At 39.0% G+C, this 15,247-nt stretch carries 12 protein-coding genes; 2 read left to right on the forward strand and 10 right to left on the reverse strand.

From position 1 onward, the window contains the following. Positions 1 to 56: 56 nt before the first annotated feature. The 3 genes from mqnE to BM015_RS17815 are packed head-to-tail and all read right to left on the reverse strand — an operon-like array spanning position 57 to position 2,271. A complete protein-coding gene (mqnE, locus tag BM015_RS17805) occupies positions 57 to 1,226 on the reverse strand; it encodes an aminofutalosine synthase MqnE (RefSeq protein ID WP_090661898.1) in 1,170 nt (389 codons plus the stop codon). Positions 1,227 to 1,278: 52 nt separating this feature from the next. Further along, positions 1,279 to 1,599 (reverse strand): hypothetical protein, encoded by a 321-nt coding sequence (locus tag BM015_RS17810; protein ID WP_090661901.1) that lies wholly within the window; start codon positions 1,597 to 1,599, stop codon positions 1,279 to 1,281. A 30-nt stretch (positions 1,600 to 1,629) separates the two neighbouring features. After that, a complete protein-coding gene (locus tag BM015_RS17815; protein ID WP_090661904.1) occupies positions 1,630 to 2,271 on the reverse strand; it encodes a hypothetical protein in 642 nt (213 codons plus the stop codon). A gap of 173 nt (positions 2,272 to 2,444) precedes the next feature. Here BM015_RS17815 and BM015_RS17820 point away from each other — a divergent pair, with 173 nt between their 5' ends. Together BM015_RS17820 and BM015_RS17825 are read left to right on the forward strand one after the other, a co-directional pair. Beyond that, entirely contained in the window at positions 2,445 to 3,050 is a 606-nt protein-coding gene (locus BM015_RS17820; RefSeq protein WP_090661907.1) for a DUF4254 domain-containing protein, read from the forward strand. Between the two features lie 3 nt (positions 3,051 to 3,053). Continuing rightward, positions 3,054 to 4,088, forward strand: coding sequence for a glycosyltransferase family 9 protein (locus tag BM015_RS17825; RefSeq protein ID WP_218148539.1), 1,035 nt, complete (start codon positions 3,054 to 3,056; stop codon positions 4,086 to 4,088). A gap of 70 nt (positions 4,089 to 4,158) precedes the next feature. Here BM015_RS17825 and BM015_RS17830 read toward each other — a convergent pair whose 3' ends face one another. From BM015_RS17830 to BM015_RS17860, 7 genes are all read right to left on the reverse strand, one after another. Further along, positions 4,159 to 5,268 (reverse strand): eCIS core domain-containing protein, encoded by a 1,110-nt coding sequence (locus tag BM015_RS17830; protein WP_218148540.1) that lies wholly within the window; start codon positions 5,266 to 5,268, stop codon positions 4,159 to 4,161. 10 nt (positions 5,269 to 5,278) lie between these two features. Further along, positions 5,279 to 6,808, reverse strand: a complete 1,530-nt coding sequence (locus tag BM015_RS17835) for an eCIS core domain-containing protein (protein WP_090661911.1) — start codon at positions 6,806 to 6,808, stop codon at positions 5,279 to 5,281. A 9-nt stretch (positions 6,809 to 6,817) separates the two neighbouring features. Beyond that, entirely contained in the window at positions 6,818 to 7,117 is a 300-nt protein-coding gene (locus tag BM015_RS17840; RefSeq protein WP_090661914.1) for a hypothetical protein, read from the reverse strand. A 12-nt stretch (positions 7,118 to 7,129) separates the two neighbouring features. After that, on the reverse strand, positions 7,130 to 8,461 hold the full coding sequence (locus tag BM015_RS17845) for an eCIS core domain-containing protein (RefSeq protein WP_090661916.1): 1,332 nt from the start codon (positions 8,459 to 8,461) through the stop codon (positions 7,130 to 7,132). Between the two features lie 29 nt (positions 8,462 to 8,490). Then, positions 8,491 to 10,044, reverse strand: coding sequence for a contractile injection system tape measure protein (locus tag BM015_RS17850; protein ID WP_090661919.1), 1,554 nt, complete (start codon positions 10,042 to 10,044; stop codon positions 8,491 to 8,493). Positions 10,045 to 10,197: 153 nt separating this feature from the next. Next, positions 10,198 to 11,226 carry an Lcl domain-containing protein gene (locus tag BM015_RS17855; RefSeq protein ID WP_090661921.1) on the reverse strand — a complete coding sequence of 343 codons (1,029 nt, stop codon included), beginning with the start codon at positions 11,224 to 11,226 and terminating at the stop codon, positions 10,198 to 10,200. A 102-nt stretch (positions 11,227 to 11,328) separates the two neighbouring features. Continuing rightward, positions 11,329 to 15,246, reverse strand: a complete 3,918-nt coding sequence (locus tag BM015_RS17860) for a hypothetical protein (RefSeq protein ID WP_090661924.1) — start codon at positions 15,244 to 15,246, stop codon at positions 11,329 to 11,331. Position 15,247: the final 1 nt, after the last annotated feature.

Raw genomic sequence — 15,247 nt, forward strand, 5'->3', positions numbered from 1 at the left:
AAGGTTGCATTCACGTTTGACGATTCACGTTTCACGAACGCTACTTGCTCTTAAAATTAATTGTAATAAGGGTTCACCTCAAGCTCATGCACATCATCTTCAGCATAATTCTTTATTACGTTATATAAAGTATCACGCTCTACAGGTTCACGTTTCACCTGTTTAATGAGCGCCACAAGCTGTGCTGTTGACAAAGCAGGTGTTTGTTCTTCGCTGCCTGCCATTGAATAAATTTTGGTAGTATCATCAATTGTTCCGTCAAGATCATTTACGCCAAAAGATAAACTCAATTGTGCATTCTGCCTGCCAAGCATTGGCCAGTAGGCTTTGAGATGAGGGAAATTATCAAGGTATAATCTTGCAATGGAATACACTTTCATATCTTCAATCAGTGAGCTTTCGGGCACATTACTCATATCGTTATCTCCATTTCGAAACTTAAGCGGAATAAATGTATTGAAGCCATGCGTTTCATCCTGTAATTGGCGCAAACGTTCCATATGATCAACGCGGTGCCAGTATTTTTCAATGTGGCCAAACAGCATGGTTGCATTGGTATGCATGCCGAGATTATGTGCAGTTTTATGAATGTGCAGCCAGCCATCAGCATCAACTTTATCGGCGCAGATTTGTTCGCGTATTTCAGCATGAAAGATTTCTGCACCACCGCCCGGCAGTGAATCAAGGCCTGCTTCATGTAATAGCTTCATACCATCTTCCACACTCAGCTTTGCCTTGCGAAACATATATTCAAGCTCAACAGCAGTAAAACCTTTTATATGTAAATCAGGGCGATGGGCTTTGATGGATTTCAGCAAATCTTCAAAGAAATATAAATTCATTTTGGGGTGAACACCGCCAACAATATGCACTTCTGTTACTGGCTTACCATCATATTTCTGAATAATGTGCATCATCTGCTCCTTGCTCAACTCCCACCCTTCTTCGCGGTGTGCATATATTCTCGAGTAAGAACAAAAATTACAGGAGAAAACACAAACATTCGTTGGCTCTATATGAAAATTTCGGTTGAAATAAGTTTTATTGCCATGCAACTTCTCCCGCACATAATTGGCAAGTGCGCCCACATAAGGCAAAGTTGCTTTTTCAAAAAGTATCACACCTTCATCAAACTGCAGGCGCTGGTTATTTAAAACTTTCTCCCCGATGAATCTTAATTCAGCATCTTTTTCATTCTCTACTAAGATTTCTATTGAATTGCTCATGCGGCAAATTTAAACACGAAATATCAATTGTACCGTTAAAGCCTGTTCCGGTTTAATGTATAATCTCCAGTAAAAACAAAATCGTCATAAAGAAAATACTGAACAGGCCAGCGAGAAAACTATATTCAGCAATTGTTTCATACATATCGGCGCGTTTTGTTTTGCTGCGGATAGACAGGAACGCACACAAACAACTCGTCATAAATAATACAAACGAAATGGCCGTAACTTCATCTATTATTGTTACAGCGCTGAACTTAAAGAGCTTGATGGACGTTAATACAACAAAACAAAACCCAAGGAAATTGGAAGAAGCATTTAATATTTGCGGCGCTTTATTATTATTACTATTCTGGTTGTTGTTTGTTTGCATAGCTTTATAAATGCGCAGCAGTTTTTAAAACTATTGTATGGTTAATGTTTTTATTTGCTTCACATTCATAAACTGTTTAAACTTCGGCTGGTAAACTTCTGTGTTTACATAGGAAAGCGAAACATTTTTATTTTTCAGTTTGGCAACAGGGTCTTTTAACCAGTCATCCGAGCCCGGAACATAGGTATAATAAATAAAATTAAGTTCGCGGCCTGCAGCCGTTTTAAGGGTTATATACAGGAAATCTTTTTCTTCCACATTCACTATAGTGCCTTCTGCGCTTTCAGCTTTTTCGGTTTTTACCTGCGGTGTTGATGGCAGGCTGAAGTTCAACTCATTTCCATCGCCGTTAGCGGCCATTGCCATTGCCATCTTCATAAAAGTTGGACAGTTAATTTTCATAAGCTCCATGGCAAGGTCTGTTGCCATTTTTTCCGCGTCGTCCATATCGCCGCCAGCCATCATTTTTGTAAGGAAGTCGGGAGAAGATGTGATGCAGCTTAAAAAAGCCTGTTGCAATTCCTGCGCGGAACTTGAATCGGTAAGGTTAGACTTGCCAAGACAATCGCATACAGCTACCGCGGTGGCATGCATGGAACTATCTCCGGCAGATTGGGCATGAACGTTTACAAAACACACTGCTGCCAATAAAGAAACAAGTATTTTTTTCATTTATATCTGTTAAACTGTTTGCACCTTCAACCACTTTATTACAATGGCATAAAAGCGAATGCAAACATATTGACGCAAATTATTTATGCGGGTAAATTTATACTTTCATTTACGGTTTGTGCAGCTTTTGTTTACAAAATATTTTCGCCGACTTTTGCCGCATAACTTTATACATGATAAGTAAGCTTTGCAATGAAATATTTGAGCGGTCTGTAAAAGATTATCATATTCATGATAATGTGGATGCAGTTGAAAATAATCCTTACAAGCCATCTTCACTCGAACATTTACTCTATAAAAAAAACTGGATTGATACCGTACAATGGCATTTGGAAGATATTATCCGGGAGCCAAATATTGACCCGGTGATGGCTTTAAAAATCAAAAGAAGGATTGACGAATCTAACCAGGAAAGAACCAATCTTGTGGAATATATTGACAGCTATTTTCTTGATAAATACAAAAACGTTAAAGTGCAAGCCAATGCAAAATTTAATACAGAAAGCCCTGCATGGGCTATTGACAGGCTTTCCATTTTAATGCTTAAAATTTATCACATGCAACGGGAAGCTGAAAGAACTGATGCCACGGAAGAACACCGGCTTGCATGCAGCAATAAATTGCATATTCTTTTGCAGCAACAGCTTGATCTTTCCACAGCCATTGATGAACTTTTGCAGGAAATAGAAGAAGGCAAAAAATATATGAAAGTATATAAGCAGATGAAGATGTATAACGACCCTTCTTTAAATCCTGTTTTATATACAAACAAAAATTAAGCAGTGAATACACCTGCGCATTTATTGGTTATGCGGTTTTCGGCAATGGGCGATGTGGCAATGACAGTGCCGGTTGTAAAACAATTGCTTCAGCAACATCCGGAACTTACTATAACTTTTGTTTCTGACGTAAAGTTCAGAGCGCTGTTTGATGATATTCCCCGCCTTACATTTTTTGGCGCAGATATTCATGGCACATACAATGGTTTTACAGGTCTTATTAAGCTTTTCAACCAATTAAAAAAAATCGGGAATATTACGGCTGTTGCAGACCTGCATGATGTGTTGCGCAGCAAGTTCCTTTCTTTTTTATTTAAAGCTTCCGGCAAAAAAGTAGAGGTTATAAACAAAGGCAGGAAAGAAAAAAAAGAACTGACGAGAAAACATAATAAAATATTGAGGCCCCTGCGCACAAGCTTTCAGCGGTATGCAGATGTATTTGATGCGCTGGGTTACCCGGTAAACCTTTCAAATAAACAGCAAAGAATAAAGCTTGATGTTAGTAATAGTATTGAACAATTATTAATCAATAGTCATCAAACAAAAATTGGCCTTGCGCCTTTTGGCAAGCACAAAGAAAAAACCTATCCCATTGAAGAAATGGAGAAAGTTATTGCAGCTTTATCAGCCGGCAACAATACAATATTTCTTTTTGGCGGCGGCAGTGAACGCATGCAATTTGAAACCTGGCAAAAAAAATATCCTAACGTTATTAATATGGCGGGCAGGCTTTCTTTTAAAGAAGAACTTATCCTTATCAGCCATCTTGATTTAATGGTAAGTATGGATTCAGGTAACATGCACCTTGCATCTTTATATGGTGTGCCGGTTGTAAGTATTTGGGGCGCCACACATCCCTTTGCAGGTTTTTATGGTTTTGGACAGGATCCATCCAATGCTGTTCAGGCAGATTTATATTGCAGGCCTTGCTCAGTGTTTGGCAATAAAACCTGCTATCGTGGCGATTGGGCCTGCATGAACATGATTGCTCCGCAATGGATAATTAATAAAGTGGATGATATAATAAAAATAGATTGATCTTTCACCGGTTTGTTTATATGTTTTATTTGAACGCATATCCCGCGCTCATAATTTCTTCTGTTAATTACTATGGATATTTCACCTGCACTTTGGTAAGGCCAATAACACTGTGATAATTTATTTGCTGAATTACTTCTATGCTCCCCCAATCTACATGTACGCAGCCATGCGAGCTCCAGTCAAGCGGGCCGGCATGCAATGCTTCGCCGCCATTAAAAAATACGGCATAACTCATATTGGCACTTAAATCTTTCGAATAGCGATTATTAGGCCCTTCCCTGTTAGTTTTATCATACGTTCCGGAATACTTACCACTGTTGTATCCAATGCCTTCAATTCTTTTCACTGTATAAGTACCTTTTGATGTCATTCCTAATGATTCAGAACCGGCTGTTGCACTAAAAGAAAAATCTGGCCATTTAAATGCATTATCATGATATTTAACGGTACCCTTGCCCGTCCATGTTTCAATATCATTTACATCTTTGGTTTTTGTGTCCAGTTCAACGGTAATCAATTCAATCCAGGGCTTTTTTTCTTTATCCTTATCCGCATTAAAACTGTCTTCAACAAGTGTTGCTGTATCATTTTTTCCAAAATTGAAAGATTTGGAACTCCGATAAGGTTGAATATTACCCGTTTGCTGCACTACATGTGTTAACTCATGTGCCATTAATTTTTTTCCTTCATCGCTGCCAGGCTGATATTGATCCGGCGCAAATACTATATTATTGTTATGCGTATAAGCAAGCGCATTCAGGCTTTTTGCAGATTCATTTGCCGCTGTATCTGTATGCAATTGCACATTTGAAAAATCGTAACCAAAACGTGGTTCAAAAAAACTTCGCTCAGTTTGCGATAGAGGCCTGCCGCCTGAAACCGTGCTTAAATAATTTTCAGTTTGAGGCTCAGCATTATTATTTTCTTTTCGCTGCATCTTTTTCTCTTCTTCTTCGCAATGCGCACATTTGCGTTGTATAGATGTTATTGCAGGTTTGAAAAAAGAATTATTGTTGATTGATGGATCAGGCATGCGCATAACTTTATCAGCAACCGCATCTGCTTCCTGCTCATACACATCATTGGGTTGATTAATAGAAAGCTTACGTTGAAAGAAAAGTGTACTTCCTTTTTGTTGGTTTTGTATTTGATTAATATCATGCGATAAACAATTCATTCTTTATAATTTATTCTTCCGACCCTGTTGTTTGCGACAACATTTCTTCTGCAATCACTTCAGGATCTCTGATGTATTGAATAATATTATAATCATGTAAGATTTGTATTAATGACAGCAAACTTCCCTGGCCTATAAAATCCGGTGTAAACTCCACAGCCTGGAAAAATCCGCCACGGCTGTGCAGTGCGGCGTTTATATCCTGAGAAAGCTCATTTAATATGGAAGCATCAACGCCTATTGATTGCAGTGGTGTTGCAACGTATCGTACAAATTCATCGCCGCTTGAACTAAGCCGGGTAATTAAACTTATAACATTCAAATGTCTTCTTGAACGGGCCGGCAAATCTGTATAACGCCAGTTCGCTGGGTCTAATGTTGCCTGCGTAGTAAGAAATATTCTTGATATGCTGCGTGTAATAACGCCACTGATACCACTCCCAATTGATTGCAGGAATGATAGTGTTTGTGCTACGCCTTGTGAAAATTCAATGATGGCATTAGCAGCCTGTACGGCGCCGCAATATGTTGCACAACCCGCTGCATAAGCAACTTCAAGAAAAATCGCAACCTTTCTTATAATCTGGCTGGCAGCTACTACAGCCGTTTCTCTTATACCTAATGCAACAAGCCTTTCCAGTAATCTTGTACGAATAGCTGCGGCGCCTGCAGTGCGTATGGGTATAAGCCCTATTTTACCTTCTGCAATAAATACCAATACGAGTTTTAATTTATTAAGAGTACTCCAGGTTGCAAACTCTGCGCTCCATTGCCTGAAAGTTGGAGAGCGATGTGCAAACCAACGCCTGTCGGGGCTGTTGCCGTATTCAACAGAAACTGCCTGCATTACTTCATCCATAATATCTCTCCAAATGCCCGGCGGCATACCCAATTCGCAAAGCGCAAGGCATAAAAGAAAGTTAGGATCGTTTGTTCTGTCGTCTATCTCCCGCTGAATAACCGGTTTTGTATGAATTGTTGCATCATTATTTTGCTGCACTACATGCGTTAACTCATGTCCCAATAATCTTTTCCCGCTTTCAGTTTCAGGATTAAACTGATCTTTATTAAAAACGATATTATTACCTGTTGTATAAGCCAGCGCATTTACAGCCTGAGCAGATTTAGCAGCAGCAGCATCTGTATGAATTTTTACATTACTGAAATCATAACCCATTCTTGGTTCAAAAAAACTTCTTGTTTTTTCGTCCAATTGTTTTCCACCTGAAAGCGAGCTGATATAATTTTCTGTTTCAGCAGGAGCATTTACATCGCCATTCATTTCTTTTCGCTGCATCTTTTTTTCCTCCTCTTCGCAGTGCGCACATTTGCGTTGTATAGATGTAATGGCTGGCCGAAAAAAAGAATTATTATTGATTGATGGATCAGGCATGCGCATTACTTTATCAGCAACCGCATCCGCTTCCTGCTCATACACATCGTTGGGCTGATTGACTGTAAGTTGAGGCTGAAAGAAAATATTATGGTTTCCAGACACACTTTTGGCGGCACTAATATCAGTATGGATAGTTGTATTCATTTACATTTTTCATGGTGATGAAATTCGCCCTTTGAATAATTTGCAGGTACCACTATCCATCCATACAATGCCGGCTATATCAACATCTGCTTTATTTTCCTGTATTTTCCAATACATAACACGTTTGCTATTTCTTATTTCATCCATGCTTATTAAGGAGGCATTATCTATTTCCATATTTGCCACAAGCAATGCACGCCGGCTGGCTTCGTTAGCTGTATCTATAATGGGTTTTTCACGCACTATAAATTTCACATCATCCGGATGAATATTGTATTTGCTTATAATATTCAGTTTATCACTCAACATGCCTTGCTTTATTTAAAATGTAATACCCGTATGCGTATTGCCGGCAATTGCATCCCAGCGTGCAGAGGCATCCTGTACTTCCTGCGGGTTACCGCAGGTAGCGGCCGGTGTTGCAGGCCGAAAACTTATTGTGCCGCTGCTGTCTGTATAAAATCCCCAGCTTACGCTTGCTGCAACCCATCTTTTATGTGAAGCATCTTCACATACGGCTGATGTATAGAACTCCATTCCAACATTTGAATCGGTGGTCCAGAATCCGGGCGAGTCATATAATGTAGCAGGCGTTGTTTCAGATCCTTCCAAAGCATTGAACCCTGAAGTATAAAAAGGAACGGATGCAGAGGTTACCCTGTCAACCATCCATCCACGTGAAGGAGCATTTGTATCGCTCCAGCCTGATCGTTGATTTCTTACTGTATTATTCCAATCAGCACTTTCAACATCTCCTGAACTGTTTTTGGTGATTTTTCTAACAGTTTGTAATAATCGCAATGGAGTGCAGCGCCCGCAATATCTTCTGTCATTCAGGCTGGCCTGCATTTTAATATATACACCTTTAACATCTCTTGAAGCTGCCTGGTATGGGTAGATGCCTTTATAGGCTTTGGGGAAACTAAACGTTACGCCATAATTCTGAAACCCGCAATCAACATTATACGATTGGCCTGCAATGGCGTCGGCTGTCATTGTACCATTTGTTATTCCCTGATCTACACCAGCAGAAGCTTCAAAGGAAGCATCATCCAGTCTTTGAATTATTTTCCTGTTTATACTGCCGCTATTCTGCTGCACCACATGTGTAAGTTCATGCGCCATTAAACGTTTGCCATTAGCTGTTTCAGGCTGATATTGATTGGCGCCAAAAACAATGTTATTACCTGATGTATAGGCCAGTGCGTTTATGCCCTTTGCAGATTCATTGGCCGCAGTATTTGTATGCAACTGCACATTAGAAAAATCGTAACCAAAACGCGGTTCAAAAAAACTTCGTTCACTTTTCGATAAAGACCTGCCGCCCGAAATTGTGTTTATATAATTTTCAATTTGAGACGAAGCAATTGCTTCACCATTGCTGTTTTCTTTTCGCTGCGCTTTCTTTTCCTCTTCTTCACAATGCGCACATTTACGCTGAACTGATGTTATAGCCGGCTTGAAAAAAGAATTGCTACTCGCAGATGGATCAGCCATGCGCATAACGTGGTCTGCCATAGCATCAGCTTCCTGTTCATACACATCATTTGGTTGATTAATTGTAAGCTTAGGCTGAATGAACGGTTTAAAAAAACTACCATTTGCTTTAACAGATTCTGATGGTATTTTTCCTGCTATTGCTTTCCCGCACATAAGAAATAATTTTAAATAATAAATTTATTTCAACACCATTCAACATTTAAAAAACCCTTCATCCAGGGCAATTTTACAGTTGAAAAACCCCATGGCAATTTGTTTAATAAAACATCAACTGTTTTTTGCTCAACCGTTAGCTGCCAGCCTGTATCTGTTGTTACCAGTTTACCTTTTCGTTGCAGGAAGGTTTGCTGTAATCCTTCAACAGAAGTGTTTTTTACAGGTGGCCAGTAATTAATAACGGATTGAAGCAATTCTTTTGATTCATCAATTTCCTGTTGTGATAATATTATTCCGGACGGCAATGTTTCTTCCATATCAAAGCCGCATAAAATCTTTTGCAAAACGAGATTGAACTCTGCAACTTCCGTTAAACCCGTGCATAAATAATATAATAAAATGATTGCCCGTTTTTGAGCTTCATCTGAAACAAATTTTTTCTTTTCTATTAATTGCAGGGATTCAAAATAAGACAGCAAGAATGGGTGCAGTAAAATAACACCGCAGTTATCAACGAATAAAGCATCTTCAGTTATATCAACTTTATCTTTCTTTATTTTTTCAGATGACTTCCCGGCTTCTTTTCCTTCTTGTTTTTGAGAATAGTCTTCATCATCAATAAGGTTTTTTTCTTCGTTGTTCTTTAATTCAGATTTTTCAAAACCCGTAAGCCAGCTTTTATCTGTTCTTAAAAGTTCTTTTGGACTAATATGAAGAAGCGAAACCTGTTTTTTATACAACACAGCAACATTTTCTATAATAGTAGTTAAAGCCTTTGTTTGCGCTGAATTTTCCAATGCAGATAGCTGGTTTAATATAATCGCCTCGTTACTTTTCAAAAATAGTTTGTGTAACTGAGCTGCAATTAATTCATCGAGCGTAAAATATTTGTCCTGTTCAAACAGCAGTTCAAACATTTCAATAATATAGTTCACAGGTTTTTCAGAAGTGTTTGAAACATCCAGTTTATTATAAATAAATTTCAAATCGTTCAGCAATAACTGCCATTGATTGTCTTCTATGTTTTTATATGTTGCGGCAGCAACAATTTGCCGCATCAATCTTTGTGAACATTGCAACGAAATCCTTTCTGCTATTACCGGGTTATTTTTTACATTTTCTCGCAGCCAGTCAATGAAAAGATGCCAGTCTTTTTCTATCCATTCATTAAATATAACTGTTTCAAACGCAGCCATATCTTTCGCTTCAATATACCAGGGCAGTATTCCTTTTTCAATAAAATAAATAAACCCTTCCCTTACCGATTGCGCCTTTTTTGTAACAGAAACATCAGATATACTTTCATTGTGAAGGGAGCCCAGTGATAGTTTTAGCTGTTGTATCAGTTTATCTTTAAACCCGCTGGCAAAATCCGCCGCACTAATTTCGCCAAGATTAAGGTTCAGCTTTTCAATCCTGGTAACAGTACCCGGCGTATCAACTTCATCCAGCAGTTCTTCTATTGCAACTGTTAATCCATTGGCAAAAAGCTTGCTTACAGTATTCTGATAATTGAATGCATTATCTATACTTTCAACGTTTAAAATAACTTCCTGTTTATGTATGATGTGGTTAGGCATCTTTAATTATTCAATTAATGCCGGATACTTATTTGAATATTCAATAATCAATGCTCAACAATCAATATTCACTTTAGAGACGTTTACAATTGAACATTGATGATTGCATGTTGATTATTGATTATTTTGCCTTAAATCAACAACATTGAATCATCAATTATTAATCCATACTTCACAAACTGCCCGCACATGATATTTGTTCGCTTTATCACTTTGTATTTCTCTGCCATTAAGAAAATCAACCACCCACGCAGTATGTCTTTTAGGCGCTTCAACTGAAGTCCAGTAACCTTCTTTTGCAAAGCCGCCGGTATTTTTTGCAGCAAGCGTTTTGTATATTAAACTTAATTCAGCCTTAGAAGGCAAATACCAACCTTTACAGCTATCGGTACTGAATTTTGAGCAGGTATTTGCAGCCAGCGAAAACGAATCAATTTTAACTGCATTGCTTCTGTCAAAAATAATATCATTGGTAGCGCCGATTACGGTATAAGTAAATTGGGAATTATACCATGTTACACTGCTGCTTTGATCGGCGAAAGAGCATATAAGATAGCGTGTGGCGCAGGGATGTTTATCGTTGCGGGCAGTATCTACAAACACTACATACCCGCAAGACATAGAATCGCCAACTTTATATTTAGGTATTGATGAACCGCCCTGAGGCTGTAAGATAACACTGCACGTATCGGAACATCGGTTGGCATCAGAAACCGTTGCAATGTATGTACCTGCGGGCAAACCGGTTTGAACGGAATCAGATCGCTGCGGGCCTGCATTCCATGAATAAGAAAAAGGAGGCGTACCGCCTGAAGCCGTTACAGAAACAGTTCCCGAATTGGCGCCACATTGCATGCTGCCCGAACATGATACAATCAATCTTGAAGGCTCAGCAAGTGTAACACGCTGGGAGTCGCTTAACGTATTGAAGGTGTCGCGTATCCTGATGGTATAAGCGCCTGCCTTTAAATTCACAAACAAGTTGGAAGCCTGGAATGTGCGCCCGCCATCAATGGAATAATTGTAGGGCGGCCTGCCATTGGACGCAGTAATGGTAATGGTACCGTTGGCCTGGCCATTGCATCGCACATTTGTTACAGCCACATTTTTTATGGATGGGCGGGTTTGCGCATAGCCACCGGCAGTGTAAGCCATACAAAGAAAAAATATGAGGTATTTCATTTGTTTAATTTTTATAGGTTAGATGTACGCGTGAACCGGCTCAGCCGGGCAGAGAACGCCTAATAAACACTTCTCTGTGAGTTAAAATTTCACGTAAGCGCTTCATGGTTTTTTATTTCGTTTTGCAGGTGTAGCAGATGTGCCGGGTTTTGTTTTATCACCGGCAGGTTTAGCAACTGGTGTTTTTATATCCTTGCTCACATTTTTTAATGTATCTGTCTTTATTGTTTTATCAGTAACATCAGGCGCAGTATTCTTCGTTTCTTCCGGCGTTTCAGTTTTTGCTTCTTTTGCTGCATCCTTCACCGGAGTTATTGTACCTGTCACCTTTTTTGTTGTTGTACTTTTTATTTCTTCCGGTGTTTTGGTTTTAATATCTTCTTTTACTGCATCCTTTGCCGGAGTTGTTGTGTTTGTAACTGTTTTTTCAGGCGTTACACTCTTTGTTTCAGCAGGCGTCTTCGTTTTCACCTCTTCTTTTAATGTATCTTTTACAGGAGTTGCTACACCGGTACCAGGTTTTCCGGTGGTTGTGGTTTTAGTGCCTGTAGGTTTTGGAGTAGTTCCTCTTCCAATTTTTGTATCAGCTTCTTTATATTCCGGTTCAAACGGGCCTTTGTCAACATTCCTTTTTATTATGTCTGATGTAAGAATACCGGTTTTTGAATCGCTTGAAGTGGTGTCATTCAATACATACGTTACCGTAAGTTCAATGTTAAATTCATTTGCATCTGTTGCACGCTGTAAAACGGATAGCGAAACTGCTGCCGGGATGGCCTTACTTTCAAATATCCCTTCCTTGCCATTCACCAGCCATTCGTAGCTTGTTGCATCAATATTTTTAGCTGCCAATGCAATCATTATCTCGCCGGAAGGAATGCTTTGAACATTTACAGTAAACGAAGCGTCAGGCTTTATAATGGTTATATCAAGTTTTATATCATCATAAGTAAGCGTAGTTTTTAATGTAGTGTTTATGTCCATTGCAGGATGCAGTAATAGTTTATCATCTTCTGCTAAAAGATTCAGCTTGCCCGGGTTGGTGGTGGTATCAAAATCAGCAGGCGTTACCATTTCGCTCGTGGTGAACGGATAATTATGCGCATCATCATATAAAAATGTTCTTGGCTGTATATCAAAAACCGTTTTGTCTTCCGGAGGTAGAACGTAAGTAACGGGTGCACAATCTGAACAGCATAAATAAGGCACATAAAAATCTGCTATTACAGCATAATCAGGAATTGCCGGCAACGCAACTGCTGCAGCAAGCGCAGGCGACAAGGTTGCTATTGCACGATCAATAAACGTTGGGTCTTTTGCAATAATATCACTGAATGAACTTTGCAGGCGCAGTTTAAGATCGTCGTTTGTAATGTTTTGTTTTGTCTGAACATCTGCAGGATTTGATTTTGAAGTAATATTTGTTGCGGCAGCAACGTTACGGCTTGCAGATGCTGTGAATGATGTGGATGCTGCTGACACCGCTCCTATTCCTGCAGTTGAAGGCGTTCTTACCGCTGGTGCATTATACACAATTATAAACGTTCCGCCTTTTGGCACACCGGCTTTATGTTCCATGCCACGGTGCTGGTTGTAATAATTAGAAAACATCATCTGCTGTTTCAGCCGCGTAACCCTTGCGGTGTATTCATTCTTCAACGAAGTGAATTTATCTGTATAACAGCTATGTATTACATCGTTGAATAAACCCATGTTCTCTTCATAGTTGGCAAAATAATTAGGGTCTTTTGTATTTGCCTGGTACTGCAGGTATACATCATTTAACTGCATCAAATAATTCTGCAACGCAGTCATTTTTGCATTAAAATTATCAACATTAAAAGTGGAGAGGCTTGTAAAATAAAGCGTGCTTATAATCTCTTCAATCAAATCAACTATCGTTAAAAAATTATTGGATAGGTTGGATGGATCGAAACTTGAGAAAAAGTAAGAGCCTGATGGAATATGATTGATATAATAAACGCCCACACTGTTTGCAGGAAGCTTGCTGTAACATGCTTGCTGTTTCAGGAAAGTGCCTTTCTGATACAGGAATAAATTGATGAACAATGAATCCTGCAAAGTAAGATTAGTTGTTAACTGGCCGGTGGCTGCGCTTATCTGTCCTGTATTTGCAGTTGCTTCAGCTTTTACCGAACCGGTGGCTGCTGAACCTGCCGCTGCGCTGATCTTTGATGTATCACTGCTTAGCTTTTCAGCTTTCAGCGATTCATCAGCAGCTTTAATCGTTTCTTTTTTACTATCTGTTTCAGCAGCAGCAGTTGCTGAAGCAGCTTTAATATTACTTGCTCCGGCTACATTAATGTCTGTGTTAATAACATCGCCGAATATAATTGGTGGTATAAAAATTATAAAGATATAAGGCTGGCTTGCAGCATAACACATCAGTTTACCGAGCATACAATACAAATCGCTTCGAACAACATTAAACACGGAATTCAAATCCTGGAAACTGCATTGCGGATCGTTTTCCGAAACCGTTGTTGTATCGCCGCCGGCTTGTATAGCCACCACATCAATAGGAAGATTAAAGTCTTGAATTTTTGAAACAATATCATTCAATACAGTTGTATAATTCTTGCCAATGTGCCCTTCAACCCTTAAAAAATTATAGTATTCAATATCATATAACAATGGATTGAGCACCGCATCATTCGAGCTATATAAATTTCCATTATAGCTTAAATTGTAAGCGGCATTGCCATGCGTGGTTTTATAATAACTCCAGGCCTTATATAACTCGCTCCCATTTTCGTTTACACGGTAATAATATGGAATGGCACGTTGTGAAAGCCATAAATGTTCATACTGGCTGGGTGTAATTTTTATAGCAGCGTTGGCAAATGTTTGAGATGATAAAATAGTGAAATCACGCACCAGCAATTTCATTTTCTGGAAAAGAAAAACGGCCTCTGAAATTTCACCATAGTTTTTTTCGAATATGGGCGAATAAATAAAATATTGCCTATATGCATCTGTAATATAAAAATCTGTGTTGCGGGATGCTTCACCCAAAACAAGATGCAAAGGAAAAAGGTTTTCATCGGGGCAGCAGGCTGATATAATTTCGGAAACCTTTACCACAAATTCATAATAAGCTTTTACAAGGTCATCAACAAAATCATAGAAATACTGAATAAACAGCCTGTTGCTCTTTAAAATAGCATCTCTTTGCGACTGCAGTTGTTTTAATAAATCTGTAAACGGGTTATCATCTTCACCTAAAATAAGTTTATACTTTTCATACGTGTACATGTACGCGTTGGCAACCCGGGTTAAAGTAAAATCATCCACGAGCTTTGCAAATGCATTGATGATATCATTTGCTGTTTGCAGGTTAGAATAGGGTACGTTAAAGCGCTTGAAATAAATCTGGTGCGGAAGATTTAAAACAGGTGATTGATTGCGTGAAATTACAGAAGGCAAATCTTTTTTAGCTACCAGCAACGCCCTTATAATAAAAGAAACCCGTTCGCCATTATTGTTGCAATCAAACATATCGCAATTCTTGAGATCGTTTTCTGATGCTTCAAGAAATAATACCACTGCATAATCATTAAAGAAGCTTGTTTGAAGGTTGCGGATAGGTTGCGCGGCTGCCTGGTCATCTTCATCAAGCTCACCATACTCATCATCGGCGAGCATTAAAAAAATCTTCTTGTTCTTATTATGGTCTTTATAAAAAGGCATGTTGGTGTCGGGGTAATCGAACAACGGCGGGTTCATCGGCTGACCGGGCGCAGTATAGGGCATGTAATAAGTGTATCGCTTATCGCCCTGTGTAATTAAATATCCCTGCGAGGTAACACCGCAGCCTTTTGTAATCTCAATTATGCCATTATCATTTATAATGTCAAAACCACATACTATTCCAATACCTATAAGCTTATTGCGTGTCCAGCGGTTTTGCTGGTCGAGATAGCTAAAAGTTTTATTCAGGTCATTATCAGTTAATACCTGGTCTGACTCAAAAAAAATGTACTCGTAAGGACTTGCCATA

Source organism: Parafilimonas terrae, assembly GCF_900115755.1.
Lineage (GTDB): Bacteria > Bacteroidota > Bacteroidia > Chitinophagales > Chitinophagaceae > Parafilimonas > Parafilimonas terrae.

Coding starts and splice junctions, on each gene's coding strand:
- mqnE (WP_090661898.1), bottom strand. CDS start 1,226: ATGAGCAATTCAATAGAAATCTTAGTAGAGAATGAAAAAGATGCTGAA.
- BM015_RS17810 (WP_090661901.1), bottom strand. CDS start 1,599: ATGCAAACAAACAACAACCAGAATAGTAATAATAATAAAGCGCCGCAA.
- BM015_RS17815 (WP_090661904.1), bottom strand. CDS start 2,271: ATGAAAAAAATACTTGTTTCTTTATTGGCAGCAGTGTGTTTTGTAAAC.
- BM015_RS17820 (WP_090661907.1), top strand. CDS start 2,445: ATGATAAGTAAGCTTTGCAATGAAATATTTGAGCGGTCTGTAAAAGAT.
- BM015_RS17830 (WP_218148540.1), bottom strand. CDS start 5,268: ATGAATTGTTTATCGCATGATATTAATCAAATACAAAACCAACAAAAA.
- BM015_RS17835 (WP_090661911.1), bottom strand. CDS start 6,808: ATGAATACAACTATCCATACTGATATTAGTGCCGCCAAAAGTGTGTCT.
- BM015_RS17840 (WP_090661914.1), bottom strand. CDS start 7,117: ATGTTGAGTGATAAACTGAATATTATAAGCAAATACAATATTCATCCG.
- BM015_RS17845 (WP_090661916.1), bottom strand. CDS start 8,461: ATGTGCGGGAAAGCAATAGCAGGAAAAATACCATCAGAATCTGTTAAA.
- BM015_RS17850 (WP_090661919.1), bottom strand. CDS start 10,044: ATGCCTAACCACATCATACATAAACAGGAAGTTATTTTAAACGTTGAA.
- BM015_RS17855 (WP_090661921.1), bottom strand. CDS start 11,226: ATGAAATACCTCATATTTTTTCTTTGTATGGCTTACACTGCCGGTGGC.
- BM015_RS17860 (WP_090661924.1), bottom strand. CDS start 15,246: ATGGCAAGTCCTTACGAGTACATTTTTTTTGAGTCAGACCAGGTATTA.